This is a genomic window from Cytophaga sp. (assembly GCF_051961495.1).
GTDB lineage: Bacteria > Bacteroidota > Bacteroidia > Cytophagales > Cytophagaceae > Cytophaga.
In genome coordinates this window covers 1-18,280 of the sequence record NZ_JBQCDF010000148.1, presented here as the reverse complement: position 1 = coordinate 18,280, position 18,280 = coordinate 1, and the positions used below count along the sequence as shown (strand labels likewise).

Here is an 18,280-nt window from a genome sequence, read left to right as displayed (position 1 = left end):
ATTGATGAGTCAGAAAGTTGTCATATTGGGTTCAGGAGAAAGTGGCGTTGGTGCTGCCTTGCTCGCAAAAGCAAAGGGGTATGATACGTTTGTCTCTGATTCAAGTGCTATTGCTGATAAATATAAAACAGAGTTAACAGAAGCCGGAATTTCTTTTGAACAGGAAAAGCATACAGAAGAAATTATTCTGTCTGCAACAATCATTGTTAAAAGCCCGGGTATTCCTGAGAAAGCGCCGATCATGAAACTGATCCGGTCTAAGGGGATAGAAGTAGTCTCTGAAATTGAGTTTGCGTACCGCCACATTCATTCCGATGCAAAGTTCATTGCCATTACAGGTAGCAACGGAAAGACAACGACTACATTACTTACTTATCATATCTTAAAAACATTAGGGTATTCAGTAGGATTGGGTGGAAACATCGGTACCAGTCTGGCGAGGCAGATCATTCATGAAAAGAAAGATATATATGTGCTTGAGCTGAGCAGCTTTCAACTGGATGATATGTTTACATTCAAAGCCAATGTTGCTGTGCTGTTAAACATTACTCCTGATCATCTGGATCGTTACGAATATAAATTTGAGAATTATATAGCATCTAAGTTCAGGATCTTCCAGAACCTGACACCGGAAGATTTTTATATAACTTATGCGGAAGATCAGACGATAGAGACATATAAAAAGAACATAGATATTAATGCCCGTTATATGCCTGTATCTTTAAAACAGTTGCATGCATCGGGAGCGTATTCCGATGAAAAGCAGATTCAGGTACATGCCTTAAACGATAAACTCCATACGTTTAAGACTGAAGGCTTGCCATTAAAAGGAAAACACAATTATATAAATATCATGGCCGCTTTGAGTGCGACCGTTGCAATCGGGGCGGATGTTGATAAGGCTGCGGAAGCTATTAAAAGTTTCCGGAATGCGCCACATCGTTTAGAGTTCGTAGGGTCTATCTACGGAGTGAAATTTGTAAACGATTCTAAAGCTACAAATGTTGATTCTGTCTGGTATGCACTCGACAGCATGGATACTCCGGTTGTATTGATTGCCGGCGGCGTGGATAAAGGCAACGATTATTCACAGATAGAAGCGTTGGTGCGTGAAAAAGTTCATACGATTGTAGCGCTGGGTAAAGATAATTCCAAAGTGTTTGCCGGCTTTGCCAACATGGGGCCTCAGATCAAGGAAGCACATTCCATGGCTGAAGCAATTCGCATTGCGCATGATTCAGCAAATAAAGGAGATACAGTATTACTTTCTCCGGCATGTGCAAGCTTCGATTTGTTTAAGAATTACGAAGATCGGGGGGATCAATTTAGAAATTTAGTTATTGAATTAGCAGGTTAAGATTATGCTGAATAAAGCAACATATTGGTTAAAAGATAATCTGAAAGGTGATCCGTTCATCTGGTCGATTATTATGCTGCTTTCGCTGATCAGCGTCGCTGTCGTATATAGTGCATCCAGTTCACTTGCCTTCCAGAAAAAAGATGGTGATACGGTTTACTATTTAATCAAGCACGGTTCATTAATTATCGGCAGTTTGGTGCTGGTATGGCTGGCGCATAGAATTGATTATAAGTATTATTCCCGTTTGAGCCGTTTGGCATTAATCATTTCTGCGCCATTATTGTTATTTACTTTCTTTATGGGAACGGAAAGCGGCGGCGCTACACGTTGGTTGATGATCCCGATTATCAATCAATCTTTCCAGCCATCGGATTTGGCGAAGCTTGCGCTTATTGCCAACCTGGCAAGCATGCTAGCGAAACGCCAGGGAAATATAGATGATTTCAAAGCTTCATTTATTCCGGTGGTACTGTGGTGCGGGTTGATTTGCGGATTGATTGCATTGTCAAACTTATCTACCGCGATGATCCTGTTTTCTACCTGTCTGTTGTTGATGTTCATCGGCCGTGTGCCCATGAAGTACCTGATGATGCTTGTACTCGTAGGTTTGATATTTGGTACAATTGCTTTAGCTATCGGTCAGCGTTTGGGCACGGCCATCAGCAGGGTGAAACAGTTCGGAGCAACACTTGTTGATGAAAATGCGCCAATTCCGGATCAGGCAGAACAAGCATTTATTGCCATATGGAATGGCGGATTGATCGGTAAAGGTCCTGGCAACAGTGATCTGAAATATTTTCTTCCGCAATCATCTTCGGATTTTATTTATGCGATCATCATTGAAGAATACGGATTTCTCGGTGGCATACTTGTTGTGTTCCTGTATCTGGCGCTGTTATATCGAGGTATGAAAACGGTTGTTAAGAGTGATCGCGCATTTGGCGGACTGCTGTCGGCCGGACTCGCATTCAGCTTAGTTGTACAGGCGATGATTAATATGGGCGTTGCCGTAGGACTTGGCCCGATTACAGGCCAGCCTTTACCTCTGTTAAGTATGGGAGGTACATCATTATTATTTACAGGGCTTTCCTTAGGAATTATCTTAAGTGTAAGCCGTGGAGATATTTCAGAATCAACCATTGAACCAATAGATGTCACAGCATAAAACATATCGTGTAATCATTAGCGGCGGCGGTACAGGCGGACACATTTATCCAGCTGTTGCAATCGCTAACGCCATCAAACAACGGTTTCCGGATTCGGAGATATTATTTGTTGGTGCACAGGGACGTATGGAAATGCAGAAAGTGCCTACTGCCGGTTATAAAATCGAAGGCTTATGGATCAGTGGTATTCAGCGGAAACTTTCGTTGAGTAACCTGGCTTTTCCGTTGAAAGTTGTTTCAAGTTACTTAAAAGCAAAGAAGATTGTCCGGGAGTTTAAACCGGATATTGCAATAGGCGTAGGTGGCTATGCCAGCTGGCCGTTGTTACAGGCTGCCAATGCTGCAGATGTTCCGACCTTGATCCAGGAACAGAATTCATATGCGGGCATTGCCAATAAAGCACTTTCAAAAAAAGTACAGGCAATCTGTGTCGCATACGATAGAATGGAAAGATTCTTTCCGGCAAACAAGATTGTGTATACGGGTAATCCGGTAAGAAAGGACATTGTTGATTATAAAAAATTCTCAGAAGGAGCTTTTGAGTTCTTTGGTCTGGAACCGGGCATACCAACCTTGTTTGTAATGGGCGGCAGCTTAGGTGCCCGTACTATCAATCTTTCCATCGAACGTAACCTTCAGCTGATAAAGGATGCCGGCATTCAGGTATTGTGGCAGACCGGGAAATTTTATTATGAAGATCTGAAAAAATATAATTCCGATACAGTTAAGGTAACAGATTTCATTGCTGACATGAACAGGGCTTATGCAATGGCAGATGTAATTGTTTCCAGAGCGGGAGCCTTGTCAATTTCAGAATTATCCATAGTAGGTAAACCATGTATTTTGGTACCTTCTCCCAATGTGGCAGAAGATCACCAAACAAAAAATGCCCTTGCGCTTTCAAGTAAAGATGCGGCATGGATGGTGAGAGATATGGATGCACCGCAGGAGCTTGTACAAAAAGCCCTGGCTTTACTAAAGGACTCAACTGTTAGAAATGTATTGAGTAAAAACATTTTGACGTTTGCCAAACCGGATGCAACAGAACGTATCGCAGATAAAGTGTTTGAAATTATTAATTCAACAAAGAAGTGAATTTAAAAAATGTACATAGCATCTATTTAATTGGTATCGGTGGTATCGGTATGAGTGCTTTGGCCCGTTGGTTCAAGCAGAATAACTATACCGTGGGTGGCTATGACAAAACTTCTTCGGATCTGACCAAAGCACTGGAGTCTGAAGGTATGTGGATTCATTATGAAGATAATGTGAACCAGATCCCTGAAATATTTAAAGCAAAAGATTCAGTACTGGTGATCTATACACCAGCGATTCCGGCAGATCATGGTGAATTGAATTTCTTTAAAGATAATAGTTATCAATTGTTCAAACGTTCTCAGGTACTGGGATTCCTGACCCGAGAATTAAAGACAATCGGTATTGCCGGCACACATGGAAAGACAACAACATCTTCCATGGCTGCTCATATTATGCATGAGTCGGGCATGCCGTGCAGTGCATTTCTGGGCGGTATTACCCAGAACTACAATACCAATATTCTGATTGGTAATCATGAAGACGGCAACGGCTGGGTAGTTGCAGAAGCAGATGAATACGACCGTTCGTTTTTGCAATTAAGTCCGGATATCGCTGTTATCAATAACATGGATCCGGATCACCTGGATATATACTCGGATGTACAATCTTTCTATGATTCGTTTAACGAATATTTGAAAAAGTTAAAGCCAGGCGGCGTTGTAATCCGGAGAGTGGATGTTGATGTGCAGATTCCTGCCCAGGCTTCCAAGGCTGTTACCTTTGGTGAATCCATTGAAGCTGATTACCGCATTCATAATGTGATTACAAAGGATGGGGGAGTTACATTCAGCATTGATAATGATTTTGTACGTTGGAACAATATCCGTATAGAAATGCCGGGCATGCACAACGTGTTGAATGCTACTGCTGCGTTTCTTGCAGCCTATCATGCAGGTGTGAATATAGATTCGATCAAGGCGAGCTTACGCAGCTTTGGCGGAGTGAAAAGAAGATTCGAATATATCTATAAAACACCACAGCTCGTTTATGTGGATGACTATGCGCATCATCCAACTGAGTTGGAAGCATTGTTAAAAGCAGTTCGTACGGTTTTCCCGGGGAAAAAAGTTGCTACTGTTTTCCAGCCGCATTTGTTCACCCGGACAAGAGATTTTATGCAGGAATTTGCGCAAAGCCTTGCTTTGACCGATGAATTACTGCTGATGGAAATCTACCCGGCAAGAGAATTACCGATTGAAGGTATCTCATCCAATGTATTGTTGGAGCTGATTCCGACAAAAAATAAAAAGGTGGTTGGCAAGGATGAGTTGTTGAAAGAATTGAAAAAATTGGATTTTGACGTTGTTGTTACTGCTGGTGCAGGAGATATAGATAGATTTATTCAACCTATAAAATTGCTTTGCGAAGAACGATATGGCAAAGGGAACTGAAACGGAAAAGAAATTTAAATGGAAGCTGAAGCCTTCATTATGGAACAAACTTACGTTTGGTTTCATTGGCGTAAGCATGTTTTTCCTGATCGGTTTTGTTGAGAACAAACATGCAAACAGAACAGTTTTGAAAACAGCCGTAAAAATTGACTTTGAAGATGATAACTACTTCGTTGATGAGACGGACATACTCCGGACGCTGACGATGAATAATGCTGATCAGATTGTGGGTAAAAAATATCGTGATATTGATTTGAAAAGTCTGGAGTTACGCCTTGAAAGCATTAAATTTGTGGAAGATGCACAAATAAGTGCTGATCACAAAGGAACCTTAATGGTTGAAATCAGACAAAGCAAACCAATCGCCCGGATTGTAACTCAAAATTCTCCTCATGCTTACATAGGAAGTAATGCGACGGCTCTGGCTACTTCTGACAAATTCACTTCACGCGTATTGATCATTGATGGTCCTTTTACATCTAAATTGATGAAAGAAAATTATTTGCTTACCGATTCTGTTGGAAGTAAATATTTTGAACTGATTCAATTTATTGATCAGAATGCCTACTGGAAAAAGATGATTGCTCAAATGACGCTTTTATCAAATGGAGATATTGTACTGTTGCCACAAATCGGCGATTATGAAATCAAGTTTGGAAAGCCAGAAGATATTGAATTGAAATTTAAAAAGATTGATATGTTCTACCATGAAATACTTCCAACAAAAGGATGGGATGCTTATCAATCCGTGAATGTTGCGTTTAAGAATCAAATTGTCTGTGAATAATTTTTACGACCATGTATAAAGAAAACAATCCATCTCAATCAAACCAGAACGACAAAATTGTTGTTGGTTTAGATATTGGTACTACCAAGATTTGTGCAATTGTTGGTAGAAAAAATGAATATGGCAAACTTGAGATTCTCGGCATAGGTAAAGCCGTGTCTGAAGGTGTGATCCGGGGCATGGTTACGAATATCAATCTTACGGTGACGGCGATTGAAAAAGCAATCAAAGAAGCTTCAGATCAATCCGGAATTGATATCGGGATCGTAAATGTGGGTATTGCAGGACAGCACATTAAAAGCTCTGTGCACCATCATGGTATAAACAGGCCCAATGGCGACGAAGAAATTTCCGTTGATGATATCAACCGTTTAACGGCTGATATGTACAGAACGGTAATGCCGTTTGGTAATGAAATCATTCATGTAATGCCGCAGGTATATACGGTTGATTACGAAGAAAATATTAAAGATCCTGTAGGAATGACAGGCGTTCGTCTGGAAGCAGACTTTCACGTGATCACAGCAAATACAAACGCAATAAAAAATATTAACCGTTGCGTGCAAAAAGGAGAGTTGTCAATCGATAACCTGATCCTTGAACCGATCGCATCCAGTATGTCTGTGCTGAGTGAAGAAGAAAAAGAAGCCGGCGTATGCCTGGTTGATATTGGTGGTGGCACTACTGATATCGCTATCTTCTACGATAACATCATTCGTCATACCGCGGTTATTCCATTTGGTGGAGATATCATTACTTCTGATATTAAAACAGGCTGCAACATTATGCACAAGCAGGCAGATGAATTGAAAATTAAATTCGGTTCTGCATTGGCAAGTGAAGCACGTGCAAATGATATCATTACAGTAAAAGGTTTACGTGACCGTCCTGCAAAAGAGATCTCTGCTAAAAATTTAGCAAGTATTATTCAGTGCAGGATGGAAGAGATCCTTGAATTGGTACATACAGAAATTATCTGCTCAGGATATGAAGATCGCCTGGCAGGTGGTATCGTTATTACGGGCGGTGGTTCTCAATTACAAAACCTGAAACAGTTGTTTGAGCTGATGACAGGGCAGCATACCCGTATCGGTTATCCGAACGAACACCTTGGAAAGAGTAAGACGGAACTGGTGAAAAGTCCGATGTATGCAACAGCAGTAGGTTTGGTACTTGCCGGCTTCTGGTCGATTGATGAACGTGCGAATAAATATTCTGAAGCACCTGAGAAATCAATGACAAGCATGCCGAGTGAAGGCAAGCCTAAACAGGTGCAGGAAAAGCAATATAATAAAGATGAAAACAAATCATTATTTGGGTTCAATCTAAAAAAAGCCAGCGACAGATTGAAGGGTCTGTTACTGGATGATATAGACGATAAACAAGATTATTAATACATTCATTTTTACTAAACTTCGTGTCAACTATGTATAAGTTTGATTTACCAAGTCATCACAAATCCATCATCAAGGTTATTGGTGTTGGAGGCGGCGGCAGCAATGCTGTAAACCACATGTACAGCCAAGGCATCAAAGATGTTGAGTTTATTGTGTGTAACACGGATGTTCAAGCCTTGAACGGAAGTCCGATCCCTAATAAATTACAGATAGGCATTGGCTTGACCGACGGTTTGGGTGCTGGTGCAAATCCCGAAAGAGGTAAAAATGCTGCCCTGGAAAGCAAAGAAGAAATCCGGGAGCTCTTGAATAATAATACCAAAATGGTATTCATCACCGCCGGCATGGGTGGTGGTACCGGTACCGGTGCAGCTCCGATCATTGCGAAGCTTGCAAAGGAACTGGATATCGTTACCGTTGGTATTGTAACAGCTCCTTTTGGTTTTGAAGGTAAAAAGAAAATCCTGCAGGCAGAACAGGGGATTGAAGAACTAAGAGCATACTGCGATACCGTTCTTGTGATCCTGAACGATCGTTTGCGTGATATTTACGGAAACCTCTCTATTCGTGAAGCTTTTGCTAAGGCGGATAATATTTTGACCACAGCTGCTAAAAGTATTGCAGAGATTATCACGGTTACAAGTGATGTGAACGTGGATTTTGAAGATGTTAAAACTGTAATGAAAGACTCAGGAGCTGCTGTTATGGGCTCGGGTGTTGCAAGCGGCGAAGGCAGAGGCACACGTGCGGTTGAAGAAGCATTGTCTTCTCCATTACTTAACAATACAGATATCACAGGCGCTAAAAAGATCTTGCTTTCTATTATGTATGGTCCGGATGCAGAATTGCGTATGGATGAATTATCTGAAATTGCAGATTACATTGAGGCACGTGCTGGTCTTGATCAGGATACAATCTGGGGACAAGGTGTTGATCCGGAATTGGGTGATAGCATCCGCGTAACAGTAATTGCTACAGGGTTCGAACCAAATAAAATGTCAGCAAAAGCTCCGGTTGAAAAGGATGTAAAAAAGTTTTATGATCTGGAGTCTTCTAAGCAGATCACTATTTTTGATGCCATTGATGATCAAAAGAAGGTTGTATCGAAGATGGAAGATGAAGCTCCGAAAGGAAATTTATTTGATACGCCTCAGAGAGATACTACGGTTTCTCAGACGCATTCCGTTGAATCGGTTGAGCCTACAGAAACATTCTCTTATGAGTTTACTTCTGTAAGCAAAAATACCAATGATGAATTACCAGAAAATAATTCTGGTTCAGTAGATGAAACAGAATTCGTTTTTGAAATAAAAGAATCAAAATCAAATAGCGTTGCACCGCAAACGCCGGAAAGTTTGCTGGCTGAAGAGCAGCGTAAGAAATTGATCCTGCAATCTCAGGAAAGAATTAAGCGCCTGAAGAGTTTAAACAGCAATCCGAATATTCCGCATGAGCAGTTTAAGGATATGCTTGACAGGCCTGCATTTGAACGTAAAAATGTAAGTCTGAAAGATCAGCCGCATTCTTCCGACAGAAACATTTCCAGGTTTAACCTGAATGATGACAATGAAATCCTGGGGAACAATAAGTTCTTACACGATAACGTAGATTAATAAAAGTTTTGTCCTGAAGTATATATAAGTCCTGGTTCGATTTTTAGCCAGGACTTATTTTTTATGTGGCTTTACAATTTCTTCATGTAAAGATAACGGCGGGTATTGATAAGGCTGAAGCCGAAAAATAATGTTTACCGGTTACATTGCTTAGAATGCAAGCAGATCTTTTACCTGTATTTCGATCAGGTCTTTTACAACAGGGTCTGTAATCTCTCCATTGATAAATGTTTTCTCAATGCGTGTTATTCTTGGCTTTAAGGCCAGTACATGCATACCCAGATAGTTTAAAATATCTGTTAAATGGCTTAATGCCAAACTACCTCCCATAACGCCGGAAGAGATACCAAGCAGTGCACATTTTTTATTTTTGAAACTGACCGGATAGTCTAAACCGTCGATGAAAGCCTTTAATACGCCCGGGAAGGAGCCATTATATTCAGGAACAACAAAAACGAATTTCTCTGATTGCGCGATCTTTTCTTTAATGGAATTAAAGACCAGATCCTTGCCTTGATTGTGGTATAAGGCACTGAACAGATAAGCTTCAGGCAATGCATTTAAATCAATCAATGTGCAGGCTACACCTTTTTCTTTTAACAGATTGATATAATATTGAGCAACCTTTAATGAATTTGAATTTGGTCTGTTTGTGCAGGCAATAACGCTAATCATTGTTCTTCAGCTTTTCTATAGATTTTCCGTATAATTTGTTCAAGTTAATTAAAAAAAGTAAATTTAGTGAACATCAACTTTTGAATTTTAATAATTATGAAACTATTACTAATAGAAGACGAGAAGGAACTCAGACAATCCATTATTAGTTATTTGTCTCATGAAGGTTATGTTTGTGAAGTTGCCAGAAATTTTGCCGAAGGCGAAGAAAAAATAAATACTTACGAGTATGATTGTTTTATCATTGACCTGATGATGCCGGGTGGCAGCGGACTTGATCTGATTCAGCAGATCAAAACAAAAAACATCAAAGGTGGCATCATCATCATCTCAGCGAAGAATACAGTTGAAGACCGTATTAAAGGCCTGGATCTGGGTTCTGATGATTATTTGACAAAACCATTCCATTTGTCTGAATTGAATGCACGCTTAAAGTCGATTGTGCGCAGAAGACAATTTGATGGCAACAAGGATATTGTTTTTAACGAAATCCGTTTAATTCCTGAAAACCACGAAGTATTTGTAAACGATACACGGGTAACATTAACAGGTAAAGAATTTGAACTGCTTTTGTTTTTTATTTCCAATAAAGGTCGTGTTTTACCTAAAGACTCAATTGCTGAGCATATCTGGGGCGATCATATGGATCAAAGTAATTCATTTGATTTTATCTATACGCATATTAAAAACATGCGAAGAAAATTGGTGGATGCCGGCTGCAAGGATTATTTGAATACAGTGTATGGAATTGGTTACAAATTTCAGGCTGAATGAAATTAACGGCTAAAAGCTCGATCTATTATTTAATTTATACCTTATTCATTTTTACAGTAGGTACAATTCTTTTTTATTTTTTGATTCGTAATATTCTTTTTAATGCTATTGATGAAGCATTGCATCAGGAAAAAAATCAGCTGGTAGAAAATTTAAAATATGAGAAAGACTTTAAAGAATTACAGAACAGCGAATTCATCGAGATTATAGAAGTAGGCGCTGATAGTAAACCTTATGATAAATATTACAATCGTTCAATCTACAATGCAGTTAAAAACGAGTATGTAGATTATCGCGAATTGAAAAGCGTGTATAAACACGGTGATAATTTTTATGAGATCACCATCAGACAATCATTGAATGAGGCGGAAGCACTGATCAATTCTATTCTTCCCATCGAGGTGACTTTATTTTTGGGTTTGATCATTGGAGTTCTTTTGATTAATAGATTTATTTCAAATAAAATCTGGCAGCCGTTTTACGATTTGGTTGACCGGTTGAAGAATTATGACCTTACTAATATTAAAATCATTCCATATAAAAAATCCAATGTAGATGAATTTGATGAACTGAGTGAAATTGTTGAAAAGATGACTACCCGTATTTATAAGGATTTTAATAGTCAAAAGGAATTCAACGAAAACTCATCCCATGAATTGCAGACTCCATTGGCTATTATCAGGAACAAGCTGGAACTGTTGATTCAATCCAAGAATTTGAATGATGATGACATGGTCCTGATCGGATCCGTCTTTCATACGATTAACCGTTTGACTCAGTTAAATAAAGGGCTTATTCTGCTTTCAAAAATTGAAAATAACCAGTACAGTGAACTGTCACGTATTAATATTGGTCAGTTACTGGATACGCTGTTGGTCAGTTTTGAAGAATTGATCAATGAAAAAAATATTGAAGTTTCACTGAATATTTTAAAAGTGATTATCATTCCTGCCAATCAGATTCTGATTGAGACATTGCTTTTTAATTTAATTTCGAATGCCATCAAACACAACATTAATGATGGGGGAACAATTTCTATTACCGTGTCTAAAAACACTTTGGAGATTTCGAATACAGGTAATGATTTACCTGTGGAGGCGGAACGTATGTTTGACAGGTTTCTCAAAAGTTCCACATCTGAAATGTCTGTTGGCCTAGGTTTATCTATTGTCAAAAAAATATGTGATTTATATAAGTTTAAAATCAGTTATACCTGTGTAAATAAAATTCATACAACCATAATTGAATTTTAAACAGTCAAGTGAACAATTGTATTTACATGCATGCAGCATTGTTCAAGAATAAAATAAATATGAAAAAAATCGGTATTGTATTCCTTTCGTTCCTTTCAGTTGTGACTGTCTATGCGCAAACGGATACGTTAAGTACAAAAGCAAAAAAGGTAATAAAACCGCAGGTGATTAAACCATTAAAAATTTCTTTGAATGATGACGGTAGTCATTATATACAATTTACTGGTTTGGTACAGGCGTGGTTACGCTTTAATCAAAGCAATCCCAATTCTACTATTAATAAACAACCCATTGGATCAGATAATACATTTGACGTGGGTTTAAGGCGTGTACGCTTCCAGACATTCGGTCAATTGACAGATCGTACATTTTTCTATACACAAATCGGGGAAAATAGTTATTCTTATTTATCCGAACGTAAATTCGGGTTGTTCCTGATGGATGCAACAGGTGATTATGAATTCATCAAAAAGCACTTGTCTATTGGTGCCGGCCTAGGTTCATGGGTAGGCCCTTTACGTTTCTCTGCACCAAGTGTAGGTACACTCATGGGGATGGATGGAATGATCTATCAACAGAATACAAATGATTTGAATGATCAGTTTGTACGTCGAATGATGGTTTATGCAAAAGGTAAAATCGGCAAACTGGATTATCGGGTAAGTGTTGCAAAACCTTTCATTGTAAATTCGGCTGCCAACAAAAATGGTACAGGTCAGGCATCCATAGGAGAGTTGGGGAATATGCAGAATGATTTCGCAACGTTCTCGACACGTAATCCAAATGCACAGTTCAATACCTATCTGTCGTATCAGTTTTTTGATCAGGAAGCGAATAAAAACCCCTATATACCGGGTACCTATCATGGTACTAAAAAAATATTCAATATTGGCGGCGGTTTACAATATCAGAAAGATGCCATGTGGTATAAAGAAGCGAATGCTTCAAAACCCGGAGGCATTGATACCATCAGCCACCAGTATTTTACAGCAGGTGTTGATGTATTCTACGACGCTCCTTTGAATCGAGGCAATGGCAGCGCCATCAGCTTCTATGCAGCATATCTGTACAGTGATTATGGACGCAATTACATCCGCAATCTGGGCGTGATGAATGCTGCTGACGGAGGAACTGCATACAGCGGCGGCACAGGTTTATATAACAGCGGCGGCGGCAGTGCATTTGCCATGAATGGAACAGGGAGTACTTTTGCTGCGCAATTGGGTTATAAAATGAAAGATGATCTGCTGGGCGAACACGGTACATTGATGCCGTATGCAATGACCCAGCTTTCAGGTTACCAGTATTTTGAATATAAAGTTATGGCAACATTCAACGTAGGATTGAACTGGCTGATCAAAGGGCATAATTCAAAGTTTTCGTTAGACTACCAGAACAGACCTTATTTCCAGCAGGCAACGGCAACCGAAGCGCCTAAAGAAACAGTAAGGAGAGGTATGGTTGTATTACAATATCAGGTATCGTTTTAAATGGACGATATAACTTCAGGAAAAATAATAATACTATACCCACTGCTGTTAGCGGTGGGTATCTTTTTCAAATAGGATGCTGCAATAGCTTTCATAGCGTGTTGGTGCGATCTTAAATGCCTCTACATATTCCTTTACCTTGCAGCCTGGTTCATTGGTATGCCTGCAATTATGAAAGCGGCATTGTCCCATCAACGCCCTCATTTCAGGGAAATAATGTGATAAGACTTCATCTTCTATTTCAAATAAACCAAGTTCTTTAATACCTGGTGTATCGATGATTTTTGATGTTGCATCAAGGTCATACATCTCAGCGAAGGTTGTCGTATGCTTACCTTTTTGAGAGTGATCGGAAATAATGTCTGTTTTAATTTCCAGTTGCGGAAAGATTTTATTAACCAGTGTTGATTTCCCAACCCCTGAATGACCGGAGAATACAGAGATTTTGTCTTTAAGCAAAGGTAGCAGTTCATTAAGTCCGTCTTCTTTTTCCATGGATGTTAAGATGCACGTATAACCAAGCGGTGTGTATACATCTTTTAAATACAGATATTCTTCCATCAAAGCTTCATCATACAGATCGGATTTATTGAATACAATGACAGCAGGGATCCTGAAAGCTTCACAGGAAATTAAAAAACGGTCGATAAAGCCAATCGATGTTTTTGGTTGTTTTAATGTAACCAGTAAAATACTTTGATCGATATTGCAGGCAATTAAATGTCCGTAAGCTGTTTTGTGTGCTGAACGGCGGATAATATAGTTTGTACGCGGCGCGATGGTATGAATGATTGCCTCGCCGGGTGTTAGCGGATCCGGATCCATTTCTATAAAGTCGCCGACTGACAAAGGATTGGTTACTTTCAGGTCCAGATGCTTGAATTTGCCTCTGAGTCTGGCCTGGTAGAATTTTCCATCTTCTCCTTTTACTGAATACCAGGAACCGGTTGATTTATATATGATGCCGTTCATAGTTTATCAGTAGTTGAAGTTGATGAATTTGTAACAGGAAGCCTTTCAGCTAAGGCTGTCATGATGTGATTGGTTGCGCCGCAAGCCTGCAGCATGGTGCTTTGCAAGCCCGTACGGATGGAACTTCTGCGTCCTGCTGAATCATACACGGCAGTGAATTTATTGGTGAAGTCTTCAGTACTTGAAATGCTGAATCCATAACCCAATGAAATAAGCCAGCCTGCTTCAGGAAATTTCTCGTGGTTCGGGCCAAAGAAAATTGCCGCGCCGAATACAGCAGGTTCTAAGATATTATGCAGACCGCTTCCGAAGGCTCCGCCGACATAGGCATAATCCGCATAAGAATAGATAGATGACAGCATACCGATGTTATCTATGATCAATACATCGGCAGGTTGATTCGTGTTTTCTTTATAGCTGGAGTAACGTATAGATCTTTTGTGAAGCTGTTTTTCAATTTCTTTTATTTCTGAATCATGAATTTCATGGGGAGCATAAATGATTTTTAATTCTTTTGTGAAAGAATTGATAAAAGGAATTAATACAGCCATGTCTTTATCCCAGCCACTTCCAATCACAAGTAGAGGAGATTGATTTTTAAATGTTGCTATTGCGGGAATTTCTATAGCTTTGCTTGCAGTCTGTTGTACCCGGTCAAAGCGTGTGTCTCCGGATACACTCCAGTTTGAAAAACCGATTGATGATAATAGGCCTCCGGATGGTTGATCCTGCAGGAAAAAATGTGTGAATGCTTTCAGGCGTGTACGCATGAACCCACCGCCTTTTTTGAAGAAGAGCAGATTAGCTCTAAATCTCCCGGATATTAAAAACAATGGAATGGATTTTAACTGAATGGCATCAAGCAGATTCAACCAGAATTCATATTTTACAATGAATACAATAGATGGTGCAAGTTGTTCGATAAATGCGTGTGCATCCGCTTTCGTATCAGCAGGAAGATATATAATAAGGTCTGCTTCGGAATAATTTTTTCGAACTTCATAACCAGAAGGCGAGAAGAAGCTGACAACAATTTTATATTGCTGGTACTGTTTTTTGAATGTTTCGATTACGGGTCTTGCCTGTTCAAACTCTCCCAAAGAAGCACAATGGAAAAGTGCACTCGGGGCAGAAGATGTTTTTCTGAAAGCCGCGATTTTAGAAAAAGTTTCTTTTCTGCCTTTTTGAATCAGATGAGCCTTTTTATTCCCGAACAGATTTGCAGCCAGGATCAGCCAATTGTAAGCATGAATGGATATGTCGTAAACAAATTTCATAAGTAGTGCAAGGTACAAAATTGTAGATGTTTGATAAGCATATAAGTCTTTTGTATTTTGCGGTGATTTTTAAAGAAATATTATATAGATATGATTAATACTACCATTAATTCTGGTGCGAATAAAGCCATTACAACTACAGTGCTGGTTGCTGCTCTGGGTTATTTTGTTGATGTATATGATTTAGTACTCTTTTTAATTATAGGTGTTAAAAGTATAAAAGGGATTGGTTTCCAGGAAAATATCATAGGGGAATTCCAGTCGTTGTTGGACATACAAATGATTGGTATGTTGGTTGGGGGCGTATTCTGGGGAATTCTTGGAGATAAAAAAGGCCGCTTATCCGTATTGTTCGGTTCTATCATTATGTATTCGCTGGCCAATATTGCTAATGGCTTTGTAGATGTGTTTCACGACAAAGACCAGGCATTCCTGGCATACGGTGTTCTGAGATTCATTGCGGGCTTTGGCCTGGCTGGTGAATTGGGCGCTGGTATTACTTTGGTAAGTGAAGTAATGACTAAGGAAAAACGTGGCTATGGTACCATGATTGTGGCCTCGGTAGGCGTTACGGGAGCGATTGTAGCCGCATTGGTCGGGAAATTCTTAAGCTGGCAGTTGGCATATTTTATCGGCGGTGGACTAGGTCTCTCTTTATTGATGCTTCGGATCGGTGTCTTTGAATCCGGTATGTTCGAAAATTCAAAAAAGGAAAATGTCCAGCACGGTAATTTTTTCGATCTGTTCAGGAATAAAAAAATTGCGTTAAAGTATCTGTACTGTATCCTGATCGGTTCTCCGATCTGGTTTGTGATTGGTATTTTAATTGGCCGTGCGCCGGAGTTCGCGGCAGAAATGGGCATAAGCGGTTCTGCCTTGCTTGAAAGAGAGTACAGCATTATGTTCTGTTATACAGGTCTGGTTTTTGGAGATATCGCCAGTGGTGCATTGTCACAGTTATTACAAAGCAGAAAAAAAGCATTTTATATATTTTATGTTTTTTGTGCAGGCGTTGTATTGGTATACCTGAATCTATCTGATGTAACAGCCTTTGTATATTATGTCATGATCACGTTGCTGGGTTTCTCTGTAGGCTTCTGGGCAATGTTTGTTACAGTTGCTTCTGAGCAGTTTGGTACAAATCTGCGTTCTACAACCGCTACAACAGTGCCTAATTTTGTGCGCGGTTCGCTCGTGCTTATTGCAATGTTGTTTGATTATTTACGCGGTCCTGAAAAATTAAACAGTTTAACATCGGCAGCATTAGCCGTAACAATATTCCTGTTTGTTATTTCTTTTTGGGCAATCTCTCAATTACCGGAAACATTTGGCAAGGACCTGGATTATGTGGAAGAGTAAGGGCAAATTCCAAATAACAAAAAACAAATTCCAAACGGATAAACAGCATCCATTATTAATAGCAAAAGGCTCTGTATATATTACAGAGCCTTTTGTTTTTACAGCATTTCCGCTGTTTGGAATTTGTCTTTTGTTATTTGGAATTTGTCTCAGGGATTAGTTTTTCGCTAAATATTCAGAAACACCTTCAACAGTAGCTTTCATTGCTTCTTTGCCTTCACCCCAGTTTGCAGGACATACTTCACCATATTTCTCAACGTGCTGTAGTGCTTCAACCATACGTAAAGTCTCATCGATGTTACGGCCTAACGGGAAGTCATTGATTGTTTCGTGACGTACGATACCTTCTTTATCAATCAGGAATGTACCTCTGTAAGCGATTGGTGCACCAACAAAGATCATCTGGCCATTATCGTCAACATCAAAGTTGCCACCCAATACACCGTAGTTCGTAGCAATAGTTTTTGCTGTATCTGCAACCAATGGATATTTTACACCCTGGATACCGCCTTTGTTTTTTGGCATAGATAACCATGCGAAATGCGAATTTTCAGTATCTGTAGAGCAGCCGACAACAACGGTATTTTTTGCTTCAAACGCAGCTAGTTTTTCCTGAAATGCTAAGATCTCAGTCGGACAAACAAATGTAAAATCTTTTGGATAAAAGTAGAACACAACATATTTCTTACCTAAATACTGGTCCAATGAAAATTCTTCAACAACCTCATAACCATTTAAAACAGCCGGAGCTACAAATGACGGAGCTTTTTTTCCTACTAATGACATATTATTTATTTGATTTATGGTGAAAACTTTTTAATAAATACCAACTTCCTGTTCAGGATTGATTTTTTTTGCTTTAATGTGTAGCTGCAATTCTTCAATAGAGAGGTTGGTAATGTTTTTGTTTTTTAAATATTTTTCAATCATTGCCAGCAATTCCGGATCATGGTAATCAATGATCTCATCGGTATTGGTAATATAAATATGGTGATGATTATTGGTATTGAAATCGTATCGCCCTTTGCCTTCCTGCGAAGAAACTTTTGTGATTAATTTAACATCTACAAAACTGTCCAGCGTATTGTAAACAGTTGCGAGGGAAATGGAAGGGTTGGCTGTATGAATCAGCGTATACACTTCTTCAGCCGAAGGATGAATATGCATCTGCTGTAAGGCATTATATACAACAATACGCTGGTGCGTGGCCTTCATTCCATACTGCGACAGCCTGGCTCTTATTTCCTCTAATGAAAGTGTGTTATGCAATGGATGGATATACTGTATTTGTTGATAATTATTATCATCTAATAATTATTCACAAGTATAAAAAAAAACTTAGTGCAATCAAAGCCGGTAACGCTGAAGCTATTTTGCCTGATGAGGGGTAGTCCTGTCTATGATCTCAGGAATCACATTTAAAATGGAAGATTGTTTCACTGCAGCAACCAAAAGAGAAACGTTGGGCTTTGTGTATGATTTCACCAAAAAACTTATAAAAATAAGTAGATAGAGGGTGAGCACTTTCACGTAAAAATTTCTGTCGTTTTTCATTCCAATTTATACCATTAACAATTGTTAATAATATGATAGTTTTTACGGTTAAATGAGAAAAAAGATATACTTAGTTTTGAATATGAGAATTATTTTAGTTACTAAAATATGCTA

The 18,280-nt window shown here is 39.2% G+C and carries 16 protein-coding genes; 11 read left to right on the top strand and 5 right to left on the bottom strand.

Features of this window, described 5'->3' with window-relative positions; all coding sequences use genetic code 11:
• Positions 1-4 precede the first annotated feature (4 nt).
• The 7 genes from murD to ftsZ are packed head-to-tail and all read left to right on the top strand — an operon-like array spanning position 5 to position 8,812.
• On the top strand, positions 5-1,357 hold the full coding sequence (gene murD, locus ACTHJT_RS07540; RefSeq protein ID WP_440237391.1) for a UDP-N-acetylmuramoyl-L-alanine--D-glutamate ligase: 1,353 nt from the start codon (positions 5-7) through the stop codon (positions 1,355-1,357).
• A gap of 4 nt (positions 1,358-1,361) precedes the next feature.
• Positions 1,362-2,525 carry an FtsW/RodA/SpoVE family cell cycle protein gene (locus tag ACTHJT_RS07535; protein WP_440237390.1) on the top strand — a complete coding sequence of 388 codons (1,164 nt, stop codon included), beginning with the start codon at positions 1,362-1,364 and terminating at the stop codon, positions 2,523-2,525.
• A complete protein-coding gene (gene murG, locus ACTHJT_RS07530) occupies positions 2,512-3,621 on the top strand; it encodes an undecaprenyldiphospho-muramoylpentapeptide beta-N-acetylglucosaminyltransferase (RefSeq protein WP_440237389.1) in 1,110 nt (369 codons plus the stop codon). The genes ACTHJT_RS07535 and murG overlap by 14 nt, the downstream gene beginning before the upstream one ends.
• Positions 3,618-5,015, top strand: a complete 1,398-nt coding sequence (murC, locus tag ACTHJT_RS07525) for a UDP-N-acetylmuramate--L-alanine ligase (RefSeq protein ID WP_440237388.1) — start codon at positions 3,618-3,620, stop codon at positions 5,013-5,015. The genes murG and murC overlap by 4 nt, the downstream gene beginning before the upstream one ends.
• Complete coding sequence (locus ACTHJT_RS07520; protein ID WP_440237387.1) at positions 4,999-5,802, top strand: cell division protein FtsQ/DivIB; 804 nt, start codon at positions 4,999-5,001, stop codon at positions 5,800-5,802. Before murC ends, ACTHJT_RS07520 begins: the two co-directional genes overlap by 17 nt.
• A gap of 11 nt (positions 5,803-5,813) precedes the next feature.
• Entirely contained in the window at positions 5,814-7,196 is a 1,383-nt protein-coding gene (gene ftsA, locus ACTHJT_RS07515) for a cell division protein FtsA (RefSeq protein WP_440237386.1), read from the top strand.
• Positions 7,197-7,228: 32 nt separating this feature from the next.
• Positions 7,229-8,812, top strand: a complete 1,584-nt coding sequence (ftsZ, locus tag ACTHJT_RS07510) for a cell division protein FtsZ (RefSeq protein WP_440237385.1) — start codon at positions 7,229-7,231, stop codon at positions 8,810-8,812.
• A 150-nt stretch (positions 8,813-8,962) separates the two neighbouring features.
• Here ftsZ and ACTHJT_RS07505 read toward each other — a convergent pair whose 3' ends face one another.
• A complete protein-coding gene (locus ACTHJT_RS07505; protein ID WP_440237384.1) occupies positions 8,963-9,487 on the bottom strand; it encodes an NADPH-dependent FMN reductase in 525 nt (174 codons plus the stop codon).
• A 96-nt stretch (positions 9,488-9,583) separates the two neighbouring features.
• Between ACTHJT_RS07505 and ACTHJT_RS07500 the strand changes: the two genes are divergently transcribed.
• Genes ACTHJT_RS07500 through ACTHJT_RS07490 form a run of 3 tightly spaced genes read left to right on the top strand, consistent with a single transcriptional unit; the run spans position 9,584 to position 13,004 of the window.
• Positions 9,584-10,261 carry a response regulator transcription factor gene (locus ACTHJT_RS07500; protein ID WP_440237383.1) on the top strand — a complete coding sequence of 226 codons (678 nt, stop codon included), beginning with the start codon at positions 9,584-9,586 and terminating at the stop codon, positions 10,259-10,261.
• On the top strand, positions 10,258-11,514 hold the full coding sequence (locus tag ACTHJT_RS07495; protein ID WP_440237382.1) for a sensor histidine kinase: 1,257 nt from the start codon (positions 10,258-10,260) through the stop codon (positions 11,512-11,514). Before ACTHJT_RS07500 ends, ACTHJT_RS07495 begins: the two co-directional genes overlap by 4 nt.
• Before the next feature lie 59 nt (positions 11,515-11,573).
• On the top strand, positions 11,574-13,004 hold the full coding sequence (locus tag ACTHJT_RS07490; RefSeq protein WP_440237381.1) for a hypothetical protein: 1,431 nt from the start codon (positions 11,574-11,576) through the stop codon (positions 13,002-13,004).
• A 48-nt stretch (positions 13,005-13,052) separates the two neighbouring features.
• Here the strand turns inward: ACTHJT_RS07490 and rsgA are convergent, their stop codons facing one another.
• Both rsgA and ACTHJT_RS07480 read right to left on the bottom strand, forming a co-directional pair.
• The gene (gene rsgA / locus ACTHJT_RS07485) at positions 13,053-13,976 is read right to left on the bottom strand and encodes a ribosome small subunit-dependent GTPase A (RefSeq protein WP_440237380.1); all 924 of its coding nucleotides are present in this window, start codon (positions 13,974-13,976) and stop codon (positions 13,053-13,055) included.
• Positions 13,973-15,253, bottom strand: coding sequence for a 3-deoxy-D-manno-octulosonic acid transferase (locus tag ACTHJT_RS07480; RefSeq protein ID WP_440237379.1), 1,281 nt, complete (start codon positions 15,251-15,253; stop codon positions 13,973-13,975). The genes rsgA and ACTHJT_RS07480 overlap by 4 nt, the downstream gene beginning before the upstream one ends.
• Before the next feature lie 90 nt (positions 15,254-15,343).
• Here ACTHJT_RS07480 and ACTHJT_RS07475 point away from each other — a divergent pair, with 90 nt between their 5' ends.
• Complete coding sequence (locus tag ACTHJT_RS07475) at positions 15,344-16,612, top strand: MFS transporter (protein WP_440237378.1); 1,269 nt, start codon at positions 15,344-15,346, stop codon at positions 16,610-16,612.
• A gap of 156 nt (positions 16,613-16,768) precedes the next feature.
• Here the strand turns inward: ACTHJT_RS07475 and ACTHJT_RS07470 are convergent, their stop codons facing one another.
• The gene (locus ACTHJT_RS07470) at positions 16,769-17,398 is read right to left on the bottom strand and encodes a peroxiredoxin (RefSeq protein WP_440237377.1); all 630 of its coding nucleotides are present in this window, start codon (positions 17,396-17,398) and stop codon (positions 16,769-16,771) included.
• A gap of 30 nt (positions 17,399-17,428) precedes the next feature.
• Positions 17,429-17,881, bottom strand: a complete 453-nt coding sequence (locus ACTHJT_RS07465; RefSeq protein WP_440237376.1) for a Fur family transcriptional regulator — start codon at positions 17,879-17,881, stop codon at positions 17,429-17,431.
• Positions 17,882-18,280 lie beyond the last annotated feature (399 nt).